Here is an 18,342-nt window from a genome sequence, read left to right on the forward strand (position 1 = left end):
CGTAACGGGCGGGAAATATGGGTGAACCGAGCCTGTCACGCATCGTTGGCAGGCTCGGTCCTCCGCACCATTGAGCAGCAGCGGGACGAGAGCCGGGTAGACCATATGCACGACGACGAACAGCACGGGCCCCTCGCGGGCTTCACGGTCGGCGTCACCGCCGCGCGCCGGGCGGACGAGCTCGGCACGCTGCTGCGGCGCCGGGGCGCCGCCGTGGTGCACGCCCCCGCCCTGCGGATCGTGCCGCTCGCCGACGACAGCGAACTGCTCGCCGCCACCAAGGAACTCATCGACAGCGTGCCCGACGTGGTCCTCGCCACCACCGCGATCGGCTTCCGGGGCTGGATCGAGGCCGCCGACGGCTGGGGCATAGGGGACCAGCTGCTGGACCGGCTGCGCGGCGTCGAGCTGCTGGCCCGCGGCCCCAAGGTCAAGGGCGCCGTCCGCGCCGCCGGCCTGACCGAGGCGTGGTCTCCCGCATCCGAGTCCATGGCGGAGGTGCTGGAACGGCTCCTGGAGGAGGGCGTCGAGGGCCGTCGCATCGCCCTCCAGCTGCACGGCGAACCCCTGCCCGGCTTCGTGGAGTCGCTGCGGGCGGCCGGCGCCGAGGTCATCGGCGTCCCGGTCTACCGCTGGATGCCGCCCGAGGACATCGCCCCGCTGGACCGGCTCCTCGACCTCACCGTCGCCCGCGGCCTGGACGCGCTCACCTTCACCAGCGCCCCGGCGGCGGCCTCGCTGCTGGGCCGGGCCGACGAGCGCGGCCTGCTTCCCGAACTCCTGAACGCCCTGCAGGGGGACGTCGTCTCGGCCTGCGTCGGCCCGGTCACCGCACTGCCGTTGCAGGCCCGCGGCATCGACACCGTCCAGCCGGAGCGCTTCCGGCTCGGCCCGCTCGTCCAGCTGCTCTGCCGCGAACTGCCCTCGGGGGCACGCACGTTGCCCATCGCCGGACACCGGGTCGAGATCCGTGGCCACGCCGTCCTGGTGGACGAGGAGCTGCGCCCGGTGCCGCCGGCCGGCATGGCCCTGCTGCACACCCTGGCCCGCAGGCCGGGCTGGGTGGTGGCCCGCGCCGACCTGCTGCGGGCGCTGCCCGGCAGCGGCACGGACGAGCACGCGGTGGAGACGGCCATGGCGCGGCTGCGTACCGCGCTCGGGGTGCCCCGGCTCATCCAGACCGTCGTCAAGCGCGGCTACCGGCTGGCCCTGGACCCGGCGTCGGACGCCAAGTACGCCGACTCCTGAGGCAGCTGTCGCCGCGTCAGGAAGGACGCCCGCAGGAGGAGGGCGAGCGCGGCGGTGCACAGGGCAGCCCGTACGGCGTTCCAGACGACCCACGCGTCCTCGAAGCGGTCCCGCACGGCGGCCGGGTCGGCGATGTGCGCCGGGTCCCCGGCGTCCGCCAGGCCGTGGTTGAGCGGGACGTTGACGCCCGAGGTGAGCAGGAAGGCCACGGCGTACACCACGAGCGCGGCGAGGACCCACCGGCGCGGGCCGGGGGAGCGGCGCTGCTGCCACGCGGCGAGCGCGGTGAGGATCAGCGCGCCGAAGAAGCCGGCGAAGAAGACCGGGTTCTCGATGACGTCGTTGATGTTCTGCATGACCTCGATGAAGGTCCGGTCGTCGCTGCGGCCCAGGGCCGGCATGACCGCACAGGAGAAGACGTAGAACGCGCCCGCGACGAGGCCGGTGGTGACGGCGGCGCCGCCGAGCACGACGTGGGGGAGAGTGCGGGTCGGCCGCTCGGCCTGGCTGGTTGTCATGCGTTCCAGTCAAGAGGCGCGGGCGGCCGCACTCCATGGCTCAGGCGCGCAGCTCCATACGCGGGCGTCCAAGGGGCCGGATACCGTGCGGGGATGACTACCGACATCCACCGGCTCGACGCGGAGGTGCGACTCCGTCCCGTCACCGCCGACGACGCCGCCTCCCTCGCCGAGTCGATGACCCGCAGCCGTGCGTACATGCAGCCCTGGGAGCCCGAGCGGCCGGACGCGTTCTACACCGAGCAGGGCCAGCGGCAGCGGCTGGCCGGGCTGCTTGCGGACCGCGCGGCGGGGCGCGTGATGCCCTGGGTGCTGGTGGACGCCGAGGACCGGGCGATCGGCGGGTTCAACCTCAACGCCATCGTGCTCGGGCCGTTCCGCAGCGCCACGTTCGGCTACTGGGTGGACGTCGCCCATGCGGGCCGCGGGCTGGCCACGGCCGCCGTGCGGCAGATCTGCGCCCTGGCCCGCGACGAACTGCGGCTGCACCGGCTCGAGGCCGCGACCGTGCTGGACAACACGGCTTCGCAGCGGGTGCTCGCCAAGTGCGGCTTCGAGCAGTTCGGCGTGGCCCCGCGCTACCTGCACATCAACGGCGAGTGGCGCGACCACCGGCTCTTCCAGCTCATCCTGCACGACGGCCCGGTGACCGGGGAGCCGGCCGCAGGCACCTGACGGAGCCGGGGGTCACCGGCCGCCGGCCGCCCGGCGCTCGTGGCGGTGCCCGGCCAGCGGCCACGGCGGGTGCGGGGGCAGCACCTCCGCGAAGCGGTAGCCGGCCTTCCCCGCCACCCGGCACGACGCCTCGTTGTCCACCTGGTGCAGCAGATCCAGCCGCACGAGCCCGTCCCCGGCGAAGGACGCGAACGCCCAGCCGGTGAGCGCTCCGAGGGCCTGCGGGGCGATCCCGCGGCCGCGGGCCGGCGCCGCCGTCCAGTAGCCCACCTCGGCCGAACCGGACCCGGGGCCGGGGAAGTGCAGGGCGACGTGTCCGACGGGCCCGTCCCCGAGCGCCGTGTCCACCACGGCGAAGCCGTAGCGCAGCCCGGACTCCCGGCCCTCCTCCTGCGCCCGCAGCCAGCGTGCTGCCGCCTCCTCGTCCGCCACCGGGGCGCGGGAGCCCGCCTGGACGGCAGGGTCGCGATACGCGTCCAGCAGGGCCGCGAGGTCGCCCGGCAGCCAGGGACGGAGCAGCAGGGAGCCGTCGCGGATGCGGGCGGTGCGCAGGTGGGCGTTCATCCGGACATCGTAGGAGGGGAGTTGTCGCGGCCCGGCCGGCGGCAGGGGTTACGGGCGGGGCCCTCGAGGGGCACTCTGGTGTCGACGTCGGCCGGACCCGAGGCGGTGACATGCGCATGGCGGCGCGCAAGGGCTCGTGCGACTGGCGGTTCGACGCCGGGCGGCTCTGCCTGGATCTGGTGGCGACCGGGGCGGGCAGTGCGGACGCCCCCGATCCACTGGACCGGCCCGAGCGGCTGGCCGACTGGCTGGTGGCGTCCGGAGCCGTTCCGCAGGGCACCCGGCTGGACGCCGTGGACCGCAACTGGTTGCTGCTATTCCGGCAGTTGAGGACCGCGGTGGACCGGCTGCTGACCGCGGAACTCGGCGGCCGCGGGGCCGAGGGCGCCCTGGAGCGCGTCAACGCCCTCGCCGCCGGAGCGCCGCCCGGACTGCGTGCGGTGCGCACCGGGAACGGCACCCTGGTGCGCGGGCTCAGCACCGAACCCGACTGCCGGGCGCTGCTGTCCGCCGTGGCGCGCGACGCCGTGGAGCTCCTCACCGACCCGCCGGCCCTGGGCGGGCTGCGCCGCTGCGAGGGCGACAACTGCCGCCGTCTCTACCTGGACACCTCACGCGGCAGGCGCCGGCGCTGGTGCTCCAGCGAGGTGTGCGGGAACCGCGAACGGGTCGCCCGGCACCGGCGGCGGAACGCTGACCCGGCCTTGCGAGGCACCGCACCGGACCCCGCTCCCTGACCCGGCCTGACCCGGACGAAAGACCCTGGGGCCTCTCGTCCGGATCAAGCCCGGCTCGCGTGCCCCGGCGCCGCACCTCGCGGCGTTGTCGTCGGTCGCCGACGCTCCGCGTCGACTCCCTCCTCCGCCTTGCGAGGCACCGCACCGGACCCCGCTCCCTGACCCGGCCTGACCCGGACGAAAGACCCTGGGGCCTCTCGTCCGGATCAAGCCCGGCTCGCGTGCCCCGGCGCCGCACAGACCCCGGCGCGGTGCCCTGCGGATCCGTGCCGAAAAAATCTTGCTCGATGGCTGAGTGAATCGCCGCGCATCCCCGTATCGATGACCAAGGAGCTCAACAGGGTCTCGACCTGGAGGTTCGGGTGCGCAAGGATGCGGCCGTGGCCGACGACCGTCCGCACAGGGCTCGACATCGCAGTGAGCCGCCCCCGTCACCCTCCGCCGTCCCCGACGAGGAGCTGATGCGGGCGCTCTACCGCGAACATGCCGGACCGCTGATCGCCTACGTGCTCCGCCTCGTCGCCGGTGACCGGCAGCGAGCAGAGGACGTGGTGCAGGAAACGCTCATCCGCGCCTGGAAGAACGCCGGTTCGCTGGCCAGGGCGACGGGTTCCGTCCGGCCCTGGCTGGTGACGGTCGCCCGGCGCATCGTCATCGACGGCCACCGCAGTCGGCAGGCCAGGCCGCACGAGGTCGAGCCTTCGCCGCTGGAGGTCATTCCCGCGGAGGACGAGATCGACAAGGCGCTGTGGCTGATGACGCTCTCGGACGCGCTCGAAGATTTGACGCCCGCCCACCGGGAAGCATTGGTCGAGACCTACTTCAAGGGCCGCACGGTCAACGAGGCGGCCGAGGCGCTCGGCGTCCCCAGCGGCACGGTGCGCTCGCGGGTCTTCTACGCACTGCGCTCGATGAAGCTCGCACTCGAAGAGAGGGGGATCACGGCATGAGCGACCAGGAGTGGGAGCCCTTCGGGCCCCGGCCGGCAGGTCCCTCCCGGGAGCCCTACGGGTCCCGGCCCGCAAGTCCCTCCCGTCCCGGGGGCCCCGCTGATCCCTTCATCCCGGCCGCCCCCACCGGCCCCGACGACGAGGCCGGGCACGATGCCGCCGGCGCGTACGTCCTGGGGATCCTGGACGACGCCGAGGCCTCCGCCTTCGAGGCGCATCTGGCCGGCTGCGCCCGCTGCGCCGCGCACCTCGACGAGTTCGCCGGCCTGGAGCCGATGCTCGCGATGCTCGCCGAGTCCCCGGCCACGGTGCCGGGCGCCCGTCCCGTCCCGCACGTCCCCGCGCCTCCCGCCCCCCGGATGCTCGGCCACCTGGTCGACGAGGTCGCGGCCAAGCGCGCCCGGCGTACGCGGCGGGGCAGATACCTGGTGGCGGCGGCAGCGGCACTGATCATCGGCGGGCCCGTCGTCGCCCTGTCGGTCACCGGCGGCGGCGACAGCCCCTCCGTCGAGGCGGCCGACCCGCACCCCACCAGCCCCGCCGAGGACGCCTTCTTCCACCACATGAAGGAGAAGGTGCAGGCCACCGACCCCGGCACCGCGGTCGACGCCACGATCGGCATGGAGCCCAAGGCCTGGGGCACCCACACCGTGCTGGAGCTGAAGAACGTGAAGGGCCCGCAGAAGTGCCGCCTGGTCGCCGTCTCGAAGACGGGTGAGGAGGAGGTCGTCACCTCCTGGTCCGTACCCAAGTGGGGGTACGGCATCAAGGGCTCCGCGCACCCCGCCGCCACGTACCCGCTCTACGTCCACGGCGGGGCCGCGATGGCCCGGACGGACATCGACCACTTCGAGGTCCGTACGTTCGACGGACAGCGGCTGGTGAGCGTCGACGCCTGACCGTTATCCCGGCGCGCAAGATCAATGCTCGTGGCAGGTGCGCGACGGGCCCCCCTTCGCATAGGGTTGACGGCTGCCCAATGCACGTCAGAAGGGGGTCTCGGTGGCCGCGCAGGATGCCGCTGTCGATTCGTTGCGGGACCGGGAAATCGGTGTCGAGCAAGAACATCTCGACCGTGTTTACCACCGCCTCGAGGAGAAGATCCACGAGGCGGAATTTCTCATGAGTGATGCCGTCAAACGCGGCCAGGTAGGTACACCCGGGGCGCTCGCCGAGCGCGACGCCCAGGTGTTCCGGGCCGGGATCCACCTCAACCGGCTGAACAGCGAGTTCGAGGACTTCCTCTTCGGGAGGATCGACCTGCTGCTCGGCAAGGACGGTGAGCGCGGCCCGGACGGCGCCTTCACCTCCGTGGAGCCGGCCGACGACGCCGTACGGGAGGACAGCACCGCCGAAATCGCGGAGACACTGCACATCGGCCGGATCGGGGTCCTCGACTCCGACTACGCACCGCTGGTCATCGACTGGCGGGCGCCGGCCGCCGCGCCCTTCTACCGCTCGACGCCGAAGGAACCCGGCCGGGTGGTACGCCGCCGGGTCATCCGCTCCAAGGGCCGCCGGGTCCTCGGGGTCGAGGACGACCTGATGCGTCCCGAACTGACCGCGCACCTGGCGGGGGAGAACCTCCCCGTCATCGGTGACGGTGCGCTGATGGCGGCGCTCGGGCAGGCCCGCAGCCACACCATGCGGGACATCGTCTCCTCCATCCAGGCCGAACAGGACCTGGTGATCCGGGCCCCGGCCGCCTCGGTCACCGAGGTCTCGGGGGGTCCCGGCACCGGGAAGACCGCGGTCGCGCTGCACCGCGCCGCGTACCTGCTCTACCAGGACCGGCGGCGGTACGCGGGCGGCATCCTCGTCGTCTCGCCGACGCCGCTGCTGGTCGCGTACACCGAAGGGGTGCTGCCCTCGCTCGGTGAGGAGGGCCAGGTCGCCATCCGTGCGGTCGGCTCGCTGTCGGACGAGGCGGCGGGCACGGCGGGCGCCACCACCTACGACGAACCCGCCGTCGCCCGGATCAAGGGCTCCTCCCGGATCCTCCACGTGCTGCGCAAGGCGGCCCGCGGGGCGCTGGAGCAGCCCGGGGCCCGGCCGGCCGCCGAGGACGAGGGCCAGCTGGCGTTCGGGGAGGAGGAGGCTCCGAGGGACGTCGCCACCCCCACCCGGCTGCGGGTGGTGGCCTTCGGCGCCCGCGTCGAACTGCACGAGGACGAGCTCCGGCGCATCCGGAACAACGTCCTCGGCGGCACCGCACCGGTCAACCTGCTGCGCCCGCGCGCCCGCAAGCTGCTGCTGGACGCGCTGTGGAGCAGGTCGTCCGGCCGGGGCCGCTACACCGACCCGGAGCTCGCCGCCGAACTGCGCTCGTCGTTCGACGAGGACGTCTCCACCGAGACGCCGTTCATCGAGTTCCTGAACGCCTGGTGGCCCGAGCTCACCCCGCGCGGGGTGCTGGCCGCGATGGCGGACGAGAAGCGGCTCGCCCGGTGGGCGCGGCGCATCCTCAACCAGGGCGAGGTGCGCCGTCTCGCGCGCTCCCTGAAGCGGCTCGACAGTGCGGGGCAGGGACCGCTGTCCGTCCACGACGTGGCGATCCTGGACGAGCTGCAGACCCTGCTCGGCACCCCGAACCGGCCCAAGCGCAAACGCGAGTTCGACCCGCTGGACCAGCTCACCGGTCTGGAGGAGCTGATGCCGCAGCGGGAGGAGACCCAGTGGGAGCGGGCCGAACGGCTCGCGGCGGAGCGCACGGAGTACGCGCACGTCATCGTCGACGAGGCGCAGGACCTCACGCCGATGCAGTGGCGCATGGTCGGCCGTCGTGGCCGGCACGCCACCTGGACGATCGTCGGCGACCCGGCGCAGTCCTCCTGGTCCGACCCGGACGAGGCGGCGGCGGCACGTGACGAGGCGCTCGGCAGCCGGCCGCGCCGCCGCTTCACGCTGACCGTCAACTACCGCAACCCGGCGGAGATCGCCGAGCTCGCCGCGAAGGTGCTGGCGCTCGCGATGCCCGGCATGGAGTCGCCGGCCGCCGTCCGGTCCACGGGCGTCGAGCCGCGCTTCGAGACCGTACGGGACGGCGATCTGGCCGGGGCCGTGCGGGAGGAGGCGCGGCGGCTGCTCGGGGAGGTGGACGGCACCGTCGGTGTCGTCGTCGCGATGAACCGGCGGGCGCAGGCCCGCACCTGGCTCGCGGAACTCGGCGAACGGGTGGTGGCGCTCGGCAGTCTGGAGGCGAAGGGCCTGGAGTACGACGCCACGGTGGTCGTCTCGCCCGCGGAGATCGCGGACGAGTCCCCCGCGGGGCTGCGGGTGCTGTACGTCGCGTTGACGCGGGCGACCCAGCAGCTCACGGTCGTCTCCGGGGAGCGGGATCTGCCGGACGAGGACGGGGTGCCGGACCTGCTCAGGGACTGACGCGCGCCCGGACGGCAGGGGGCGCAGGAGCCTTTTTCCGGTCAACCTGCGCTGCGGGAATCACTTCTGCAGGGTGTTTGTTAGCCTGGTGTTGGCACCGGCTCGATCCAAGCCCCCGGGCCCAACCTTCGTCGCTTAGAGCGACCACTTGCCGCGAGGCGAGCATGGCGGGTCGGTGCCACCTAATTGAAGAAGACAGACCCGCGTCACCTTCGGGTGACGCGGGTCTGTTTTTGTTTACAGGTCCGGGCGCGGGGCGGATGCGGTCCCGTCGGGGGTTCCGCTGGAGCCCTCATATCTCGTATGGTGGAAAACACTTTCCGAAGTGCGGCAGTCATTACCGGCTACCCATCGGTAGGTGCGAATATCGGAAGGCGTTCGCGGGCCTGTCGTTCGACTACGGGCCCGCCGCGTAGCAATGAAGCTAAGGAAAGCGAAGGACTCGGCCATGGCAACGGCGCCCAGCGTCTCGTACTCGATGACGGTCAGGCTGGAGGTGCCCGCGAGCGGCACAGCGGTCTCCCAGCTCACCACGGCCGTGGAGTCCTCCGGTGGCTCGGTCACCGGCCTCGACGTGACCGCTTCCGGCCACGACCAGCTGCGGATCGACGTCACGATCGCGGCCTCCTCCACGTCGCACGCCGACGAGATCGTCGAAGGACTGCGGGACATCGAGGGCGTCGTCCTCGGCAAGGTTTCCGACCGTACGTTCCTGATGCACCTCGGCGGCAAGATCGAGATGCAGTCGAAGCACCCCATCCGCAACCGTGACGACCTCTCGATGATCTACACCCCGGGCGTCGCACGGGTCTGCATGGCGATCGCCGAGAACCCCGAGGACGCCCGCCGCCTCACCATCAAGCGCAACTCCGTCGCAGTCGTGACGGACGGCTCCGCGGTGCTCGGCCTCGGCAACATCGGCCCGATGGCCGCCCTTCCGGTGATGGAGGGCAAGGCGGCCCTCTTCAAGCGGTTCGCCGGCATCGACGCCTGGCCGATCTGCCTGGACACCCAGGACACCGACGCCATCGTCGAGATCGTCAAGGCCATCGCGCCCGGCTTCGCGGGCATCAACCTGGAGGACATCTCGGCGCCGCGCTGCTTCGAGATCGAGGCCCGGCTGCGCGAGGCCCTGGACATCCCGGTCTTCCACGACGACCAGCACGGCACGGCCATCGTCGTCCTGGCCTCGCTGACCAACGCGCTGCGCGTGGTGGGCAAGGGCATCGGGGACGTACGGGTCGTCATGTCGGGCGCAGGGGCGGCCGGTACGGCCATCCTGAAGCTCCTCATCGCCGCGGGCGTCAAGCACGCCGTCGTCGCCGACATCCACGGTGTGGTGCACGCCGGCCGCGAGGACCTGGTCTCCGCCGACGCCGACTCGCCGCTGCGCTGGATCGCCGACAACACCAACCCGGAGTCCGTCACCGGCACCCTCAAGGAGGCTGTCGTCGGCGCCGACGTCTTCATCGGTGTGTCCGCCCCGAACGTGCTGGACGGGGACGACGTCGCGGCCATGGCGGACGGCGCGATCGTGTTCGCGCTCGCGAACCCGGACCCCGAGGTCGACCCGGCGATCGCCCGTCAGACGGCGGCGGTCGTGGCCACCGGCCGCTCGGACTTCCCCAACCAGATCAACAACGTCCTGGTCTTCCCCGGCGTCTTCCGCGGTCTGCTGGACGCCCAGTCCCGCACCGTCAACACGGAGATGATGCTCGCCGCCGCGCGCGCCCTCGCCGACGTGGTCGCCGAGGACGAGGTGAACGCGAACTACATCATCCCGTCGGTCTTCAACGACAAGGTCGCGGGAGCGGTCGCCGGAGCGGTCCGGGACGCCGCGAAGGCCGCCGGCGCGGCTGTGACGGGTCCCACGTCCGTCTGATGTCCGGCGCGTCGCGGGTCGCGGCGCCCCAAACGCCCCTTTAGGGTGGGCGGGCGACGCGTCCCGCAGGCCCCGCATTCGCTGCGGACCGCTTTCGGGGAGTCGACGGAACGTCACCACGACGAGGCAGTGGCGCTTTTCGTGTGACTCCGGGGGGTGCCGGATTGGCTTTCCCGCCGCAGGTGGGGGCAGGATGCGTATTCGGGCGCGAGGGTCTGGAGACAGACCCGGGTCCGGGGACTGTCCGAGGGCCCTGGCAGCATCGGCTTCGATCTCACGCCTCACAGGCAAGAAGAACACGGGAGTAACAACATGAACCGCAGTGAGCTGGTGGCCGCCCTGGCCGACCGCGCCGAGGTGACTCGTAAGGACGCCGACGCCGTGCTGGCCGCGCTCGCCGAGACCGTCGGTGAGATCGTCGCCAAGGGCGACGAGAAGGTCACCATCCCCGGCTTCCTGACCTTCGAGCGCACGCACCGTGCCGCTCGCACCGCTCGTAACCCGCAGACCGGCGACCCGATCAACATCCCGGCCGGCTACAGCGTGAAGGTCTCCGCGGGCTCGAAGCTCAAGGAAGCCGCCAAGGGCAAGTAACACCCATAGGCACGACGAAGGGCGGTCACCCCGACCAGGGTGGCCGCCCTTCGGCGTACGGGCCGCAGAACGCCCGTTGTGGGCCTCTCACGGGGCGAGGGCCCGGTCCCGGCGGCTTCCCGCCGCCGGAACCGGGCCCTCGAACGTCTCAGAGGCCGCCTCAGACCAGCGAACCGCCCGGCAGCTCCACCTTCGCGCCGAGCTTCTCCAGCTTCTCCATGAAGTTCTCGTAGCCGCGGTTGATCAGGTCGATCCCGTGCACCCGGGACGTCCCCTGGGCCGCCAGGGCGGCGATCAGGTACGAGAAACCGCCGCGCAGGTCCGGGATGACCAGATCCGCGCCCTGCAGCTTCGTCGGCCCGGAGACGACCGCGGAGTGCAGGAAGTTGCGCTGGCCGAAGCGGCAGTCGGAGCCGCCCAGGCACTCGCGGTAGAGCTGGATGTGTGCGCCCATCTGGTTGAGCGCCGAGGTGAAGCCGAGCCGGGACTCGTACACCGTCTCGTGCACGATCGACAGGCCGGCGGCCTGCGTCAGTGCCACGACCAGCGGCTGCTGCCAGTCGGTCTGGAAGCCGGGGTGCACGTCCGTCTCCAGGGCGATGGCGTTCAGCGCGCCACCCGGATGCCAGAAGCGGATGCCCTCGTCGTCGATCTCGAAGGCACCGCCGACCCGGCGGTAGGTGTTCAGGAACGTCATCATCGAGCGCTGCTGGGCGCCGTGGACGTAGATGTTGCCCTCGGTCGCCAGCGCCGCGGACGCCCAGGAGGCGGCCTCCAGGCGGTCCGGGATCGCCCGGTGCGTGTAGCCGTCAAGCCGGTCCACACCGGTGATCCGGATGGTCCGGTCGGTGTCCATGGAGATGATCGCGCCCATCTTCTGCAGTACGCAGATGAGGTCCTCGATCTCCGGCTCCACGGCCGCGTTCGACAGCTCGGTGACGCCCTCGGCGAGCACGGCCGTCAGCAGCACCTGCTCGGTGGAGCCCACCGACGGGTACGGCAGCCGGATCTTGGTGCCGCGCAGCCGCTGCGGGGCCTCCAGGTACTGGCCGTCCGCCCGCTTCTCGATCGTCGCGCCGAACTGGCGCAGCACGTCGAAGTGGAAGTCGATCGGCCGTCCGCCGATGTCGCAGCCGCCGAGCCCCGGGATGAACGCGTGGCCCAGCCGGTGCAGCAGCGGGCCGCAGAAGAGGATCGGGATGCGCGACGAGCCCGCGTGGGCGTCGATGTCGGCGACGTTCGCGCTCTCGACGTGCGTGGGGTCGAGGATCAGCTCGCCGGGTTCGTCACCCGGGCGGACCGTCACACCGTGCAGTTGCAGCAGCCCGCGCACGACCCGCACGTCGCGGATGTCGGGCACGTTGCGCAGTCGGCTGGGCCCGCTGCCGAGCAGCGCGGCGACCATCGCCTTCGGCACCAGGTTCTTGGCGCCTCGGACGCGGATCTCGCCCTCCAGCGGGGTTCCGCCGTGGACAAGCAGGACATCGTCTGTGCCGGTCATGAATCTCGCGTTCCGGAGTGGTCGGGCAGGGGGCCAATCGAAAGGGTAATGGCCACACACCCCTCCTCCGTAAGAGAACGGACGGTGTACGAACGTCATGAATCCGCCACAACACGCTCTGCTTCCGTCATCTTGCGGAGGGTCACCATCCGGATCGGCTGCCCGGCTGTGCGCTCCTTGTGCATCCGTACGCCCTGAGCTGCGCTCGGGCACCCTGCGCGACGACCGGGTCACTTGGCCCCCGCGAAGGCCGAAGATGCGGGATCATTTCTGCCATGACCGAGGTGTCCTCGCTCACAGGGCGGCTGCTCGTGGCCGCGCCCGCCCTGGTGGACCCGAATTTCGACCGCGCGGTGGTGCTGCTCCTCGACCACGACGAGGAGGGCTCGCTCGGCGTGGTCCTGAACCGCCCGACGCCGGTCGGCGTGCGGGACATCCTCACGTCCTGGGCCGGCCTGACCGGTGAACCCGACGTCGTCTTCCAGGGCGGCCCGGTCTCCCTGGACTCGGCGCTCGGCGTCGCGGTGATCCCCGGGGACGAAGGCCCCTCGGCTGGCGCCGGGTGTACGGGGCGATCGGCCTGGTGGACCTGGAGGCGCCCCCGGAACTCCTCGCCGCCGCGCTCGGCTCGCTGCGGATCTTCGCCGGCTATGCCGGCTGGGGGCCCGGGCAGCTGGAGGCGGAGCTCTCCGAGGGCGCCTGGTACGTCGTCGAGTCGGAACCCGGGGACGTCTCCTCGCCCCACCCGGAGAGCCTCTGGCGGGCGGTCCTGCGCCGCCAGCGAAGCGAACTGGCCATGATCGCCACGTACCCGGACGACCCTTCGCTGAACTGATGCGCCGGGCTTTCAGTACGCTTGGCTGTTATGAGCACTCTTGAGCCCGAGCGCGGGTCAGGTACGGGAACCCTCGTGGAGCCGACGCCACAGGTGTCGAACGGCGACGGCGACCACGAGCGCTACGCCCATTACGTTCAGAAGGACAAGATCATGGCGAGTGCCCTGGAGGGCACCCCCGTGGTCGCGCTGTGCGGCAAGGTCTGGGTACCGGGGCGCGACCCCAAGAAGTACCCGGTGTGCCCCATGTGCAAGGAGATCTACGAGTCCATGGGTGCCGGCGGCGACAAGGACAAGGGCAAGGGCGGCAAGGGCGGCAAGGACAACAAGTAGTCCGCAGCAGCAGGACCGATCCGTCCGGGAGAACCCCCGGGGCACGCAGTCGCGTGTCCCGGGGGTTCTTCGTCGTCCGGGGCCCGCCGTTGCACGGGCTGCGTCCGCGGGTCACAGAGTGGTTGAGACCACTTGTCGGCGACTTCGTCTGGACCTACCCTCCTGCCAGTTGTGCAGCGCGAAACGCGCGTTGCGCATGTTGCAACGCCTACCGGTAGGGGTCCCGGATGAAGCTTTCTGCCCGAATTGCCGCCCCGGCTGCGGCGCTTGTGCTGGCGGGTCTCACCGCCACCGCCTGCGCGCCGCAGACCTCCGACACCGGCGCCAAGGGGGACGAGAAGACCGGGACGCTGCGCGTCTGGCTGTTCCAGGAGGTGGGCAACAAGCCCAAGGAGAAGGTGGTCGACGCCGCGGTCGCGGACTTCGGGAAGGCCCATAAGGGCGCGAAGGTCGAGATCGAGTACATACCCGTCGAGACCCGCGCCCAGCGCGTCAAGGCCGCGTTCAACGACCCCAAGAGCGCCCCCGACCTCATCGAGTACGGCAACACGGACACCGCGGGCTACGTCAAGGACGGCGGACTCGCCGACATCACGCCCGAGTTCGGGGCCTGGGCGGACGCCAAGGACACCGACCCGACCGCGAAGCAGTCCGTGACGGTCGGCGGCAAGATCTACGGAGCGCCGCTCTTCGTCGGGGTCAGGGCGCTGTACTACCGCACCGACGTCTTCAAGGACCTGGGGATCGAGGCACCCAAGTCCCAGGCCGAGCTGATCTCCACCGCGAAGAAGATCCACAAGAAGAAGCCCGGCCTGTACGGGCTCGCGGTGGGCGGCGCGTACACCTACGGCGCGATGCCGTTCATCTGGGCCAACGGCGGCGAACTGGCCGACGGCGACGGTACGTACAAGGCCGCCGTCAACAGCGCGAAGGCCCGCAAGGGCATCGCGGCCTACACCTCGCTCTTCGGGGACGCCAACTGCCCGGCCGCCAAGTGCGCCGCCATGGGCGGGAACGCGACGGTCACCGCCTTCGCCTCCGGCAAGGCCGCCATGGCCATCGGCGGCGACTTCAGCCACGCGGCCGTCGAAGCCGGCACCGTGAAGGGCAAGTACGCCGTGGTGCCGCTCCCGGGCGTGGCCGAGGGCTCCATCGCCCCGGCGTTCGCGGGCGGCAACAACATCGGCGTGCTGAAGAGCAGCAAGCACCGCACCCTCGCCGTCGACCTGATGAAGTCGCTCACCGGCAAGCGGACCCAGGCGAAGATGTTCGACGCGATGGGCTTCCTGCCGACGTACACGGACGTGCGGGCCGCGGTGGCGAAGAAGCAGCCGTTCGTCGAACCGTTCGTCAGGACGCTCGGCGCCGGAGCGAAGTTCGTCCCCGCCTCCCCGGCCTGGGGCCAGATCGACTCCTCGCTGATCCTGCCGACGATGTTCCAGGAGATCGTCAGCGGCCGTAAGGACGTGGCAACGGCCTCGGACGACGCCGCGAAGAAGATGGACGCCGCGTTCGCCGACGCGGGCTGACGATGACGGCGAACAGCACTGCGTACAAGGCGCCCCGCACCTCCGGAGCGGGCGGCCCCACGCCCCGTCCGCTCCGGCGCAGCCGGCCCGTCTCGCCCGCCCGGCGGTCCGGCTGGACCCCCTGGCTCTACCTCCTGCCCGCACTCGTCCTGCTCGGCGGACTGCTGGTCTACCCGATCTACCAACTCGGCCTGATCTCCTTCCTGGAGTACACCCAGGCCCAGGTCAGCGGCGGTGAGCCGACCACCTTCCAGGGGTTCGGCAACTACGCGACGCTCTTCCACGACAGCCAGTTCTGGCAGGTGCTGCTGGCCACCGTGGTCTTCGCGACGGTCTGCGTGCTGGCCACCCTGCTGGTCGGCTGCGCGCTGGCCGTCCTGCTCACCCGGGTGCGGGCCGTGCCGCGGCTCGCGCTCATGATGGCCGCGCTCGGCGCCTGGGCGACCCCCGCGATCACCGGCTCGACGGTCTGGGTCTTCCTCTTCGACGCCGACTTCGGACCGGTCAACCGGGTGCTGGGGCTAGGCGACTTCTCCTGGACGTACGGGCGCTACAGCGCCTTCGCGCTGGTGCTCCTGGAAGTCCTGTGGTGCTCGTTCCCGTTCGTGATGGTGACCGTCTACGCGGGCATCCGGGCGATCCCCGCCGAGGTGCTGGAGGCGGCGGCCCTGGACGGTGCCTCGCAGTGGCGGATCTGGCGGTCCGTCATGGCGCCGATGCTGCGGCCGATCCTGGTCGTCGTCACCATCCAGTCGATCATCTGGGACTTCAAGGTCTTCACCCAGATCTACGTCATGACCAACGGCGGCGGCATCGCGGGCCAGAACCTGGTGCTCAACGTGTACGCGTACCAGAAGGCGTTCGCGTCCTCGCAGTACAGCCTCGGCTCGGCGATCGGCGTCGTGATGCTGGTGATCCTGCTGGCGGTCACGCTGGTCTATCTGCGCCTGGTGCGGCGCCAGGGGGAGGAACTGTGAGCGTGTCGTCCCTGTTGCGCGTCCGCCGGCCGGGCCGGCTCGCCGCCGAGGCCGCGGCCCTGGTGACCGCCGCCGTCGTGGCCTTCCCGCTGTACTGGATGGTGCTCTCCGCCCTCAAACCGGCAGGCGAGGTCCAGTCCACCCACCCCAGGCCGTGGACGCTGTCACCGTCCCTCGACTCCTTCCGCCGGGTCTTCCAGCAGCAGGACTTCGGGCGCTACTTCCTCAACAGCCTGCTCGTCGCCGGCACGGTCGTCATCGTCTCCGCGCTGATCGCCTTCCTCGCGGCCACGGCGGTGACCCGGTTCAGATTCCGCTTCCGCACCACGCTGCTGATCATGTTCCTGGTCGCGCAGATGGTGCCGGTCGAGGCGCTGACGATCCCGCTGTTCTTCCTGATGCGGGACTTCGGCCAGCTGAACACCCTCGGCTCGCTGATCCTGCCGCACCTCGCCTTCTCGCTGCCGTTCGCGATCTGGATGCTGCGCGGCTTCGTCAAGGCCGTGCCCGACGCCCTGGAGGAGGCGGCGTACATCGACGGGGCCAGCCGCACCCGCTTCCTGTGGCAGATCCTCTTCCCGCTGGTCTTCCCCGGCCTGGTGGCGACCAGCGTCTTCTCGTTCATCTCGACCTGGAACGACTTCCTGTTCGCGAAGTCGTTCATCATCAGCGACACCTCCCAGTCGACGCTCCCCATGGCGCTGCTGGTCTTCTTCAAACCGGACGAGAACGACTGGGGCGGGATCATGGCGGCCTCCACCGTGATGACCGTTCCCGTGCTCGTCTTCTTCGTACTCGTACAGCGACGCCTGGTCTCCGGACTGGGCGGAGCGGTTAAGGACTGACGTGGTCGATCTGATCCCGGCGCCCCTGCGCGCCGACTACTTCACCGACGCGGCCGGCTTCCTTCTGGATCAGGACACCGTGCTCGACGCACCGGCCGGCACCGAGGGGATCGCGCGCCTGCTGCGCGCCACCCTGGGCGCCGCGACCGGGCTGCCGCTCGCGCCCGGCCGGGGCGGCGCCGGGCAGGCCATCCGGCTGCGCATCGAACCGGGCGAGACGGACACACTGGGGCCCGAGGGCTACCGGCTCACCGTGGACGCCGACGCCGTCACGCTGCGGGCCGCGGCCCCGGCCGGTCTCCACTGGGGCGTCCAGACCCTCCGCCAACTGCTGGGCCCCGAAGCCCACCGGCAGGCGCCCGTGCACCCGGACCGGGTCTGGACCGTGCCGAGCTGCGCCGTCGAGGACCGGCCCCGCTTCGGCTGGCGGGGCCTCATGCTCGACGTGTCACGGCACTTCATGCCCAAGGCCGACGTCCTGCGCTACCTCGACCTGCTCGCCGCGCACAAGCTGAACGTCTTCCACTTCCACCTCACCGACGACCAGGGCTGGCGCATCGAGATCAAGCGCCACCCCCGGCTGACGGCAGCCGGGGCCTGGCGGTCGCGCTCGAAGTACGGCCACCGGGCCTCCGAGCTCTGGGACGAGACGCCGCACGGCGGTTACTACACCCAGGACGACATCCGCGAGATCGTGGCGTACGCCGCCGCCCGGCACATCCGCGTCGTCCCCGAGATCGACATCCCGGGCCACTCGCAGGCCGCCATCAGCGCCTACCCGGAGCTGGGCAACACCGACGTGGTGGACACCGCCGCCCTGTCCGTCTGGGACAGCTGGGGCGTCAACCCGAACGTGCTCGCGCCCACCGAGCACACCCTGCGCTTCTTCGAGGGCGTCTTCGAGGAGGTCCTGGAGCTCTTCCCCGCCGCCACCTCGCCGTTCATCCACGTCGGCGGCGACGAGTGCCCCAAGGACCAGTGGCGGGAATCGCCCGCCGCCCAGGCCCGTATCAAGGAACTCGGCCTGGCCGACGAGGACGAGCTGCAGTCCTGGTTCATCCGCCACTTCGACAACTGGCTCACCGCGCGCGGCCGCCGCCTGATCGGCTGGGACGAGATCCTGCAGGGCGGCCTCGCCGACGGCGCCGCCGTCTCCTCGTGGCGCGGCTACGCGGGCGGCATCGCGGCCGCCGAGGCCGGGCACGACGTCGTGATGTGCCCCGAGCAGCAGGTCTATCTGGACCACCGTCAAGACGGCGGCCCCGACGAGCCGATGCCGATCGGGTACGTCCGCACCCTGGCGGACGTCTACCGCTTCGAACCCGTGCCGCCGGACCTGAGCGAGGCGGCGGCCCGTCACGTCCTCGGCACCCAGGCCAACGTCTGGACCGAGGTCATGCAGAACCGGTCCCGCGTCGACTACCAGGTCTTCCCGCGCCTCGCGGCGTTCGCCGAGGTCGCCTGGTCGGCGCTGCCTGCTCCCGAGGACCGGGACTTCCCCGCGTTCGAGCGCCGAATGGCCACGCACTACGCGCGACTTGACGCGCTCGGCGTCGACTACCGGCCGCCGGGCGGCCCGTTGCCGTGGCAGCAGCGGCCCGGCATCCTCGGACGCCCGATCGAAGGCGTTCCGCCGCGCGTGTGATTCCCGGCCGCGGAGCGGTTCGGCGCTGCCACGTCCCCCGGGACCACGGCAGCGCCGAACCGCTCCGCGCGGCGTCACCCCGCACCGGCGTCCTGCGACTCGGCACCCTCCCGCCGGAACAGAATAAG

General features: G+C 71.4%; 16 protein-coding genes and 1 pseudogene. 14 read left to right on the forward strand and 3 right to left on the reverse strand.

All coding sequences use genetic code 11. From position 1 onward, the window contains the following. Positions 1-105 precede the first annotated feature (105 nt). Positions 106-1,248 (forward strand): uroporphyrinogen-III synthase, encoded by a 1,143-nt coding sequence (locus tag LNW71_RS20100; RefSeq protein WP_250969500.1) that lies wholly within the window; start codon positions 106-108, stop codon positions 1,246-1,248. On the opposite strand, the gene LNW71_RS20105 is transcribed toward LNW71_RS20100, so the two are convergent. Beyond that, positions 1,197-1,766 (reverse strand): anthrone oxygenase family protein, encoded by a 570-nt coding sequence (locus LNW71_RS20105; RefSeq protein ID WP_250969501.1) that lies wholly within the window; start codon positions 1,764-1,766, stop codon positions 1,197-1,199. The two genes, LNW71_RS20100 and LNW71_RS20105, sit on opposite strands and share 52 nt — an antisense overlap. 93 nt (positions 1,767-1,859) lie before the next feature. Here LNW71_RS20105 and LNW71_RS20110 point away from each other — a divergent pair, with 93 nt between their 5' ends. Beyond that, positions 1,860-2,441 (forward strand): GNAT family N-acetyltransferase, encoded by a 582-nt coding sequence (locus LNW71_RS20110; protein ID WP_250969502.1) that lies wholly within the window; start codon positions 1,860-1,862, stop codon positions 2,439-2,441. Between the two features lie 12 nt (positions 2,442-2,453). Here the strand turns inward: LNW71_RS20110 and LNW71_RS20115 are convergent, their stop codons facing one another. After that, positions 2,454-3,005 (reverse strand): GNAT family N-acetyltransferase, encoded by a 552-nt coding sequence (locus LNW71_RS20115; protein WP_250969503.1) that lies wholly within the window; start codon positions 3,003-3,005, stop codon positions 2,454-2,456. A 116-nt stretch (positions 3,006-3,121) separates the two neighbouring features. Here LNW71_RS20115 and LNW71_RS20120 point away from each other — a divergent pair, with 116 nt between their 5' ends. The 6 genes from LNW71_RS20120 to LNW71_RS20145 all read left to right on the forward strand — a co-directional run bounded on the left by LNW71_RS20120 (position 3,122) and on the right by LNW71_RS20145 (position 10,549). Next, the gene (locus LNW71_RS20120; RefSeq protein WP_250972077.1) at positions 3,122-3,742 is read left to right on the forward strand and encodes an ABATE domain-containing protein; all 621 of its coding nucleotides are present in this window, start codon (positions 3,122-3,124) and stop codon (positions 3,740-3,742) included. 362 nt (positions 3,743-4,104) lie between these two features. Beyond that, the gene (locus LNW71_RS20125) at positions 4,105-4,692 is read left to right on the forward strand and encodes a sigma-70 family RNA polymerase sigma factor (protein ID WP_250969504.1); all 588 of its coding nucleotides are present in this window, start codon (positions 4,105-4,107) and stop codon (positions 4,690-4,692) included. Continuing rightward, positions 4,689-5,591 (forward strand): zf-HC2 domain-containing protein, encoded by a 903-nt coding sequence (locus LNW71_RS20130; protein ID WP_250969505.1) that lies wholly within the window; start codon positions 4,689-4,691, stop codon positions 5,589-5,591. Before LNW71_RS20125 ends, LNW71_RS20130 begins: the two co-directional genes overlap by 4 nt. A 103-nt stretch (positions 5,592-5,694) precedes the next feature. Further along, on the forward strand, positions 5,695-8,073 hold the full coding sequence (locus tag LNW71_RS20135; protein WP_250969506.1) for a UvrD-helicase domain-containing protein: 2,379 nt from the start codon (positions 5,695-5,697) through the stop codon (positions 8,071-8,073). 448 nt (positions 8,074-8,521) lie between these two features. Then, on the forward strand, positions 8,522-9,955 hold the full coding sequence (locus LNW71_RS20140; RefSeq protein WP_250969507.1) for an NAD-dependent malic enzyme: 1,434 nt from the start codon (positions 8,522-8,524) through the stop codon (positions 9,953-9,955). A gap of 312 nt (positions 9,956-10,267) precedes the next feature. Next, positions 10,268-10,549: an HU family DNA-binding protein gene (locus LNW71_RS20145; protein ID WP_003968811.1), complete on the forward strand. Its 282-nt coding sequence runs from the start codon at positions 10,268-10,270 to the stop codon at positions 10,547-10,549. Positions 10,550-10,709: 160 nt separating this feature from the next. Here the strand turns inward: LNW71_RS20145 and murA are convergent, their stop codons facing one another. Continuing rightward, positions 10,710-12,050, reverse strand: coding sequence for a UDP-N-acetylglucosamine 1-carboxyvinyltransferase (murA, locus tag LNW71_RS20150; protein ID WP_250969508.1), 1,341 nt, complete (start codon positions 12,048-12,050; stop codon positions 10,710-10,712). A 275-nt stretch (positions 12,051-12,325) separates the two neighbouring features. Between murA and LNW71_RS20155 the strand changes: the two are divergent. From LNW71_RS20155 to LNW71_RS20180, 6 genes and pseudogenes are all read left to right on the forward strand, one after another. Next, a pseudogene (locus LNW71_RS20155) lies at positions 12,326-12,885 on the forward strand (YqgE/AlgH family protein). A 30-nt stretch (positions 12,886-12,915) separates the two neighbouring features. Next, the gene (locus LNW71_RS20160) at positions 12,916-13,218 is read left to right on the forward strand and encodes a DUF3039 domain-containing protein (protein WP_250969509.1); all 303 of its coding nucleotides are present in this window, start codon (positions 12,916-12,918) and stop codon (positions 13,216-13,218) included. Between the two features lie 227 nt (positions 13,219-13,445). After that, positions 13,446-14,747, forward strand: a complete 1,302-nt coding sequence (locus tag LNW71_RS20165) for an extracellular solute-binding protein (protein WP_250969510.1) — start codon at positions 13,446-13,448, stop codon at positions 14,745-14,747. A gap of 2 nt (positions 14,748-14,749) precedes the next feature. Beyond that, positions 14,750-15,724: a carbohydrate ABC transporter permease gene (locus tag LNW71_RS20170; RefSeq protein ID WP_250969511.1), complete on the forward strand. Its 975-nt coding sequence runs from the start codon at positions 14,750-14,752 to the stop codon at positions 15,722-15,724. Further along, the gene (locus LNW71_RS20175) at positions 15,721-16,569 is read left to right on the forward strand and encodes a carbohydrate ABC transporter permease (protein WP_250969512.1); all 849 of its coding nucleotides are present in this window, start codon (positions 15,721-15,723) and stop codon (positions 16,567-16,569) included. Before LNW71_RS20170 ends, LNW71_RS20175 begins: the two co-directional genes overlap by 4 nt. 1 nt (position 16,570) lies before the next feature. Continuing rightward, complete coding sequence (locus tag LNW71_RS20180) at positions 16,571-18,214, forward strand: beta-N-acetylhexosaminidase (RefSeq protein WP_250969513.1); 1,644 nt, start codon at positions 16,571-16,573, stop codon at positions 18,212-18,214. Positions 18,215-18,342 lie beyond the last annotated feature (128 nt).

Origin of the sequence: Streptomyces sp. RKAG290 (genome assembly GCF_023701695.1) — a bacterium.
In the GTDB taxonomy this organism is placed as follows: domain Bacteria; phylum Actinomycetota; class Actinomycetes; order Streptomycetales; family Streptomycetaceae; genus Streptomyces.

Bases quoted from the DNA above. Each gene is read 5' to 3' on its own strand.
- LNW71_RS20100 (WP_250969500.1), top strand. From the start codon at position 106: ATGCACGACGACGAACAGCACGGGCCCCTCGCGGGCTTCACGGTCGGC.
- LNW71_RS20105 (WP_250969501.1), bottom strand. From the start codon at position 1,766: ATGACAACCAGCCAGGCCGAGCGGCCGACCCGCACTCTCCCCCACGTC.
- LNW71_RS20110 (WP_250969502.1), top strand. From the start codon at position 1,860: ATGACTACCGACATCCACCGGCTCGACGCGGAGGTGCGACTCCGTCCC.
- LNW71_RS20115 (WP_250969503.1), bottom strand. From the start codon at position 3,005: ATGAACGCCCACCTGCGCACCGCCCGCATCCGCGACGGCTCCCTGCTG.
- LNW71_RS20120 (WP_250972077.1), top strand. From the start codon at position 3,122: ATGGCGGCGCGCAAGGGCTCGTGCGACTGGCGGTTCGACGCCGGGCGG.
- LNW71_RS20130 (WP_250969505.1), top strand. From the start codon at position 4,689: ATGAGCGACCAGGAGTGGGAGCCCTTCGGGCCCCGGCCGGCAGGTCCC.
- LNW71_RS20140 (WP_250969507.1), top strand. From the start codon at position 8,522: ATGGCAACGGCGCCCAGCGTCTCGTACTCGATGACGGTCAGGCTGGAG.
- LNW71_RS20145 (WP_003968811.1), top strand. From the start codon at position 10,268: ATGAACCGCAGTGAGCTGGTGGCCGCCCTGGCCGACCGCGCCGAGGTG.
- murA (WP_250969508.1), bottom strand. From the start codon at position 12,050: ATGACCGGCACAGACGATGTCCTGCTTGTCCACGGCGGAACCCCGCTG.
- LNW71_RS20160 (WP_250969509.1), top strand. From the start codon at position 12,916: ATGAGCACTCTTGAGCCCGAGCGCGGGTCAGGTACGGGAACCCTCGTG.
- LNW71_RS20165 (WP_250969510.1), top strand. From the start codon at position 13,446: ATGAAGCTTTCTGCCCGAATTGCCGCCCCGGCTGCGGCGCTTGTGCTG.
- LNW71_RS20170 (WP_250969511.1), top strand. From the start codon at position 14,750: ATGACGGCGAACAGCACTGCGTACAAGGCGCCCCGCACCTCCGGAGCG.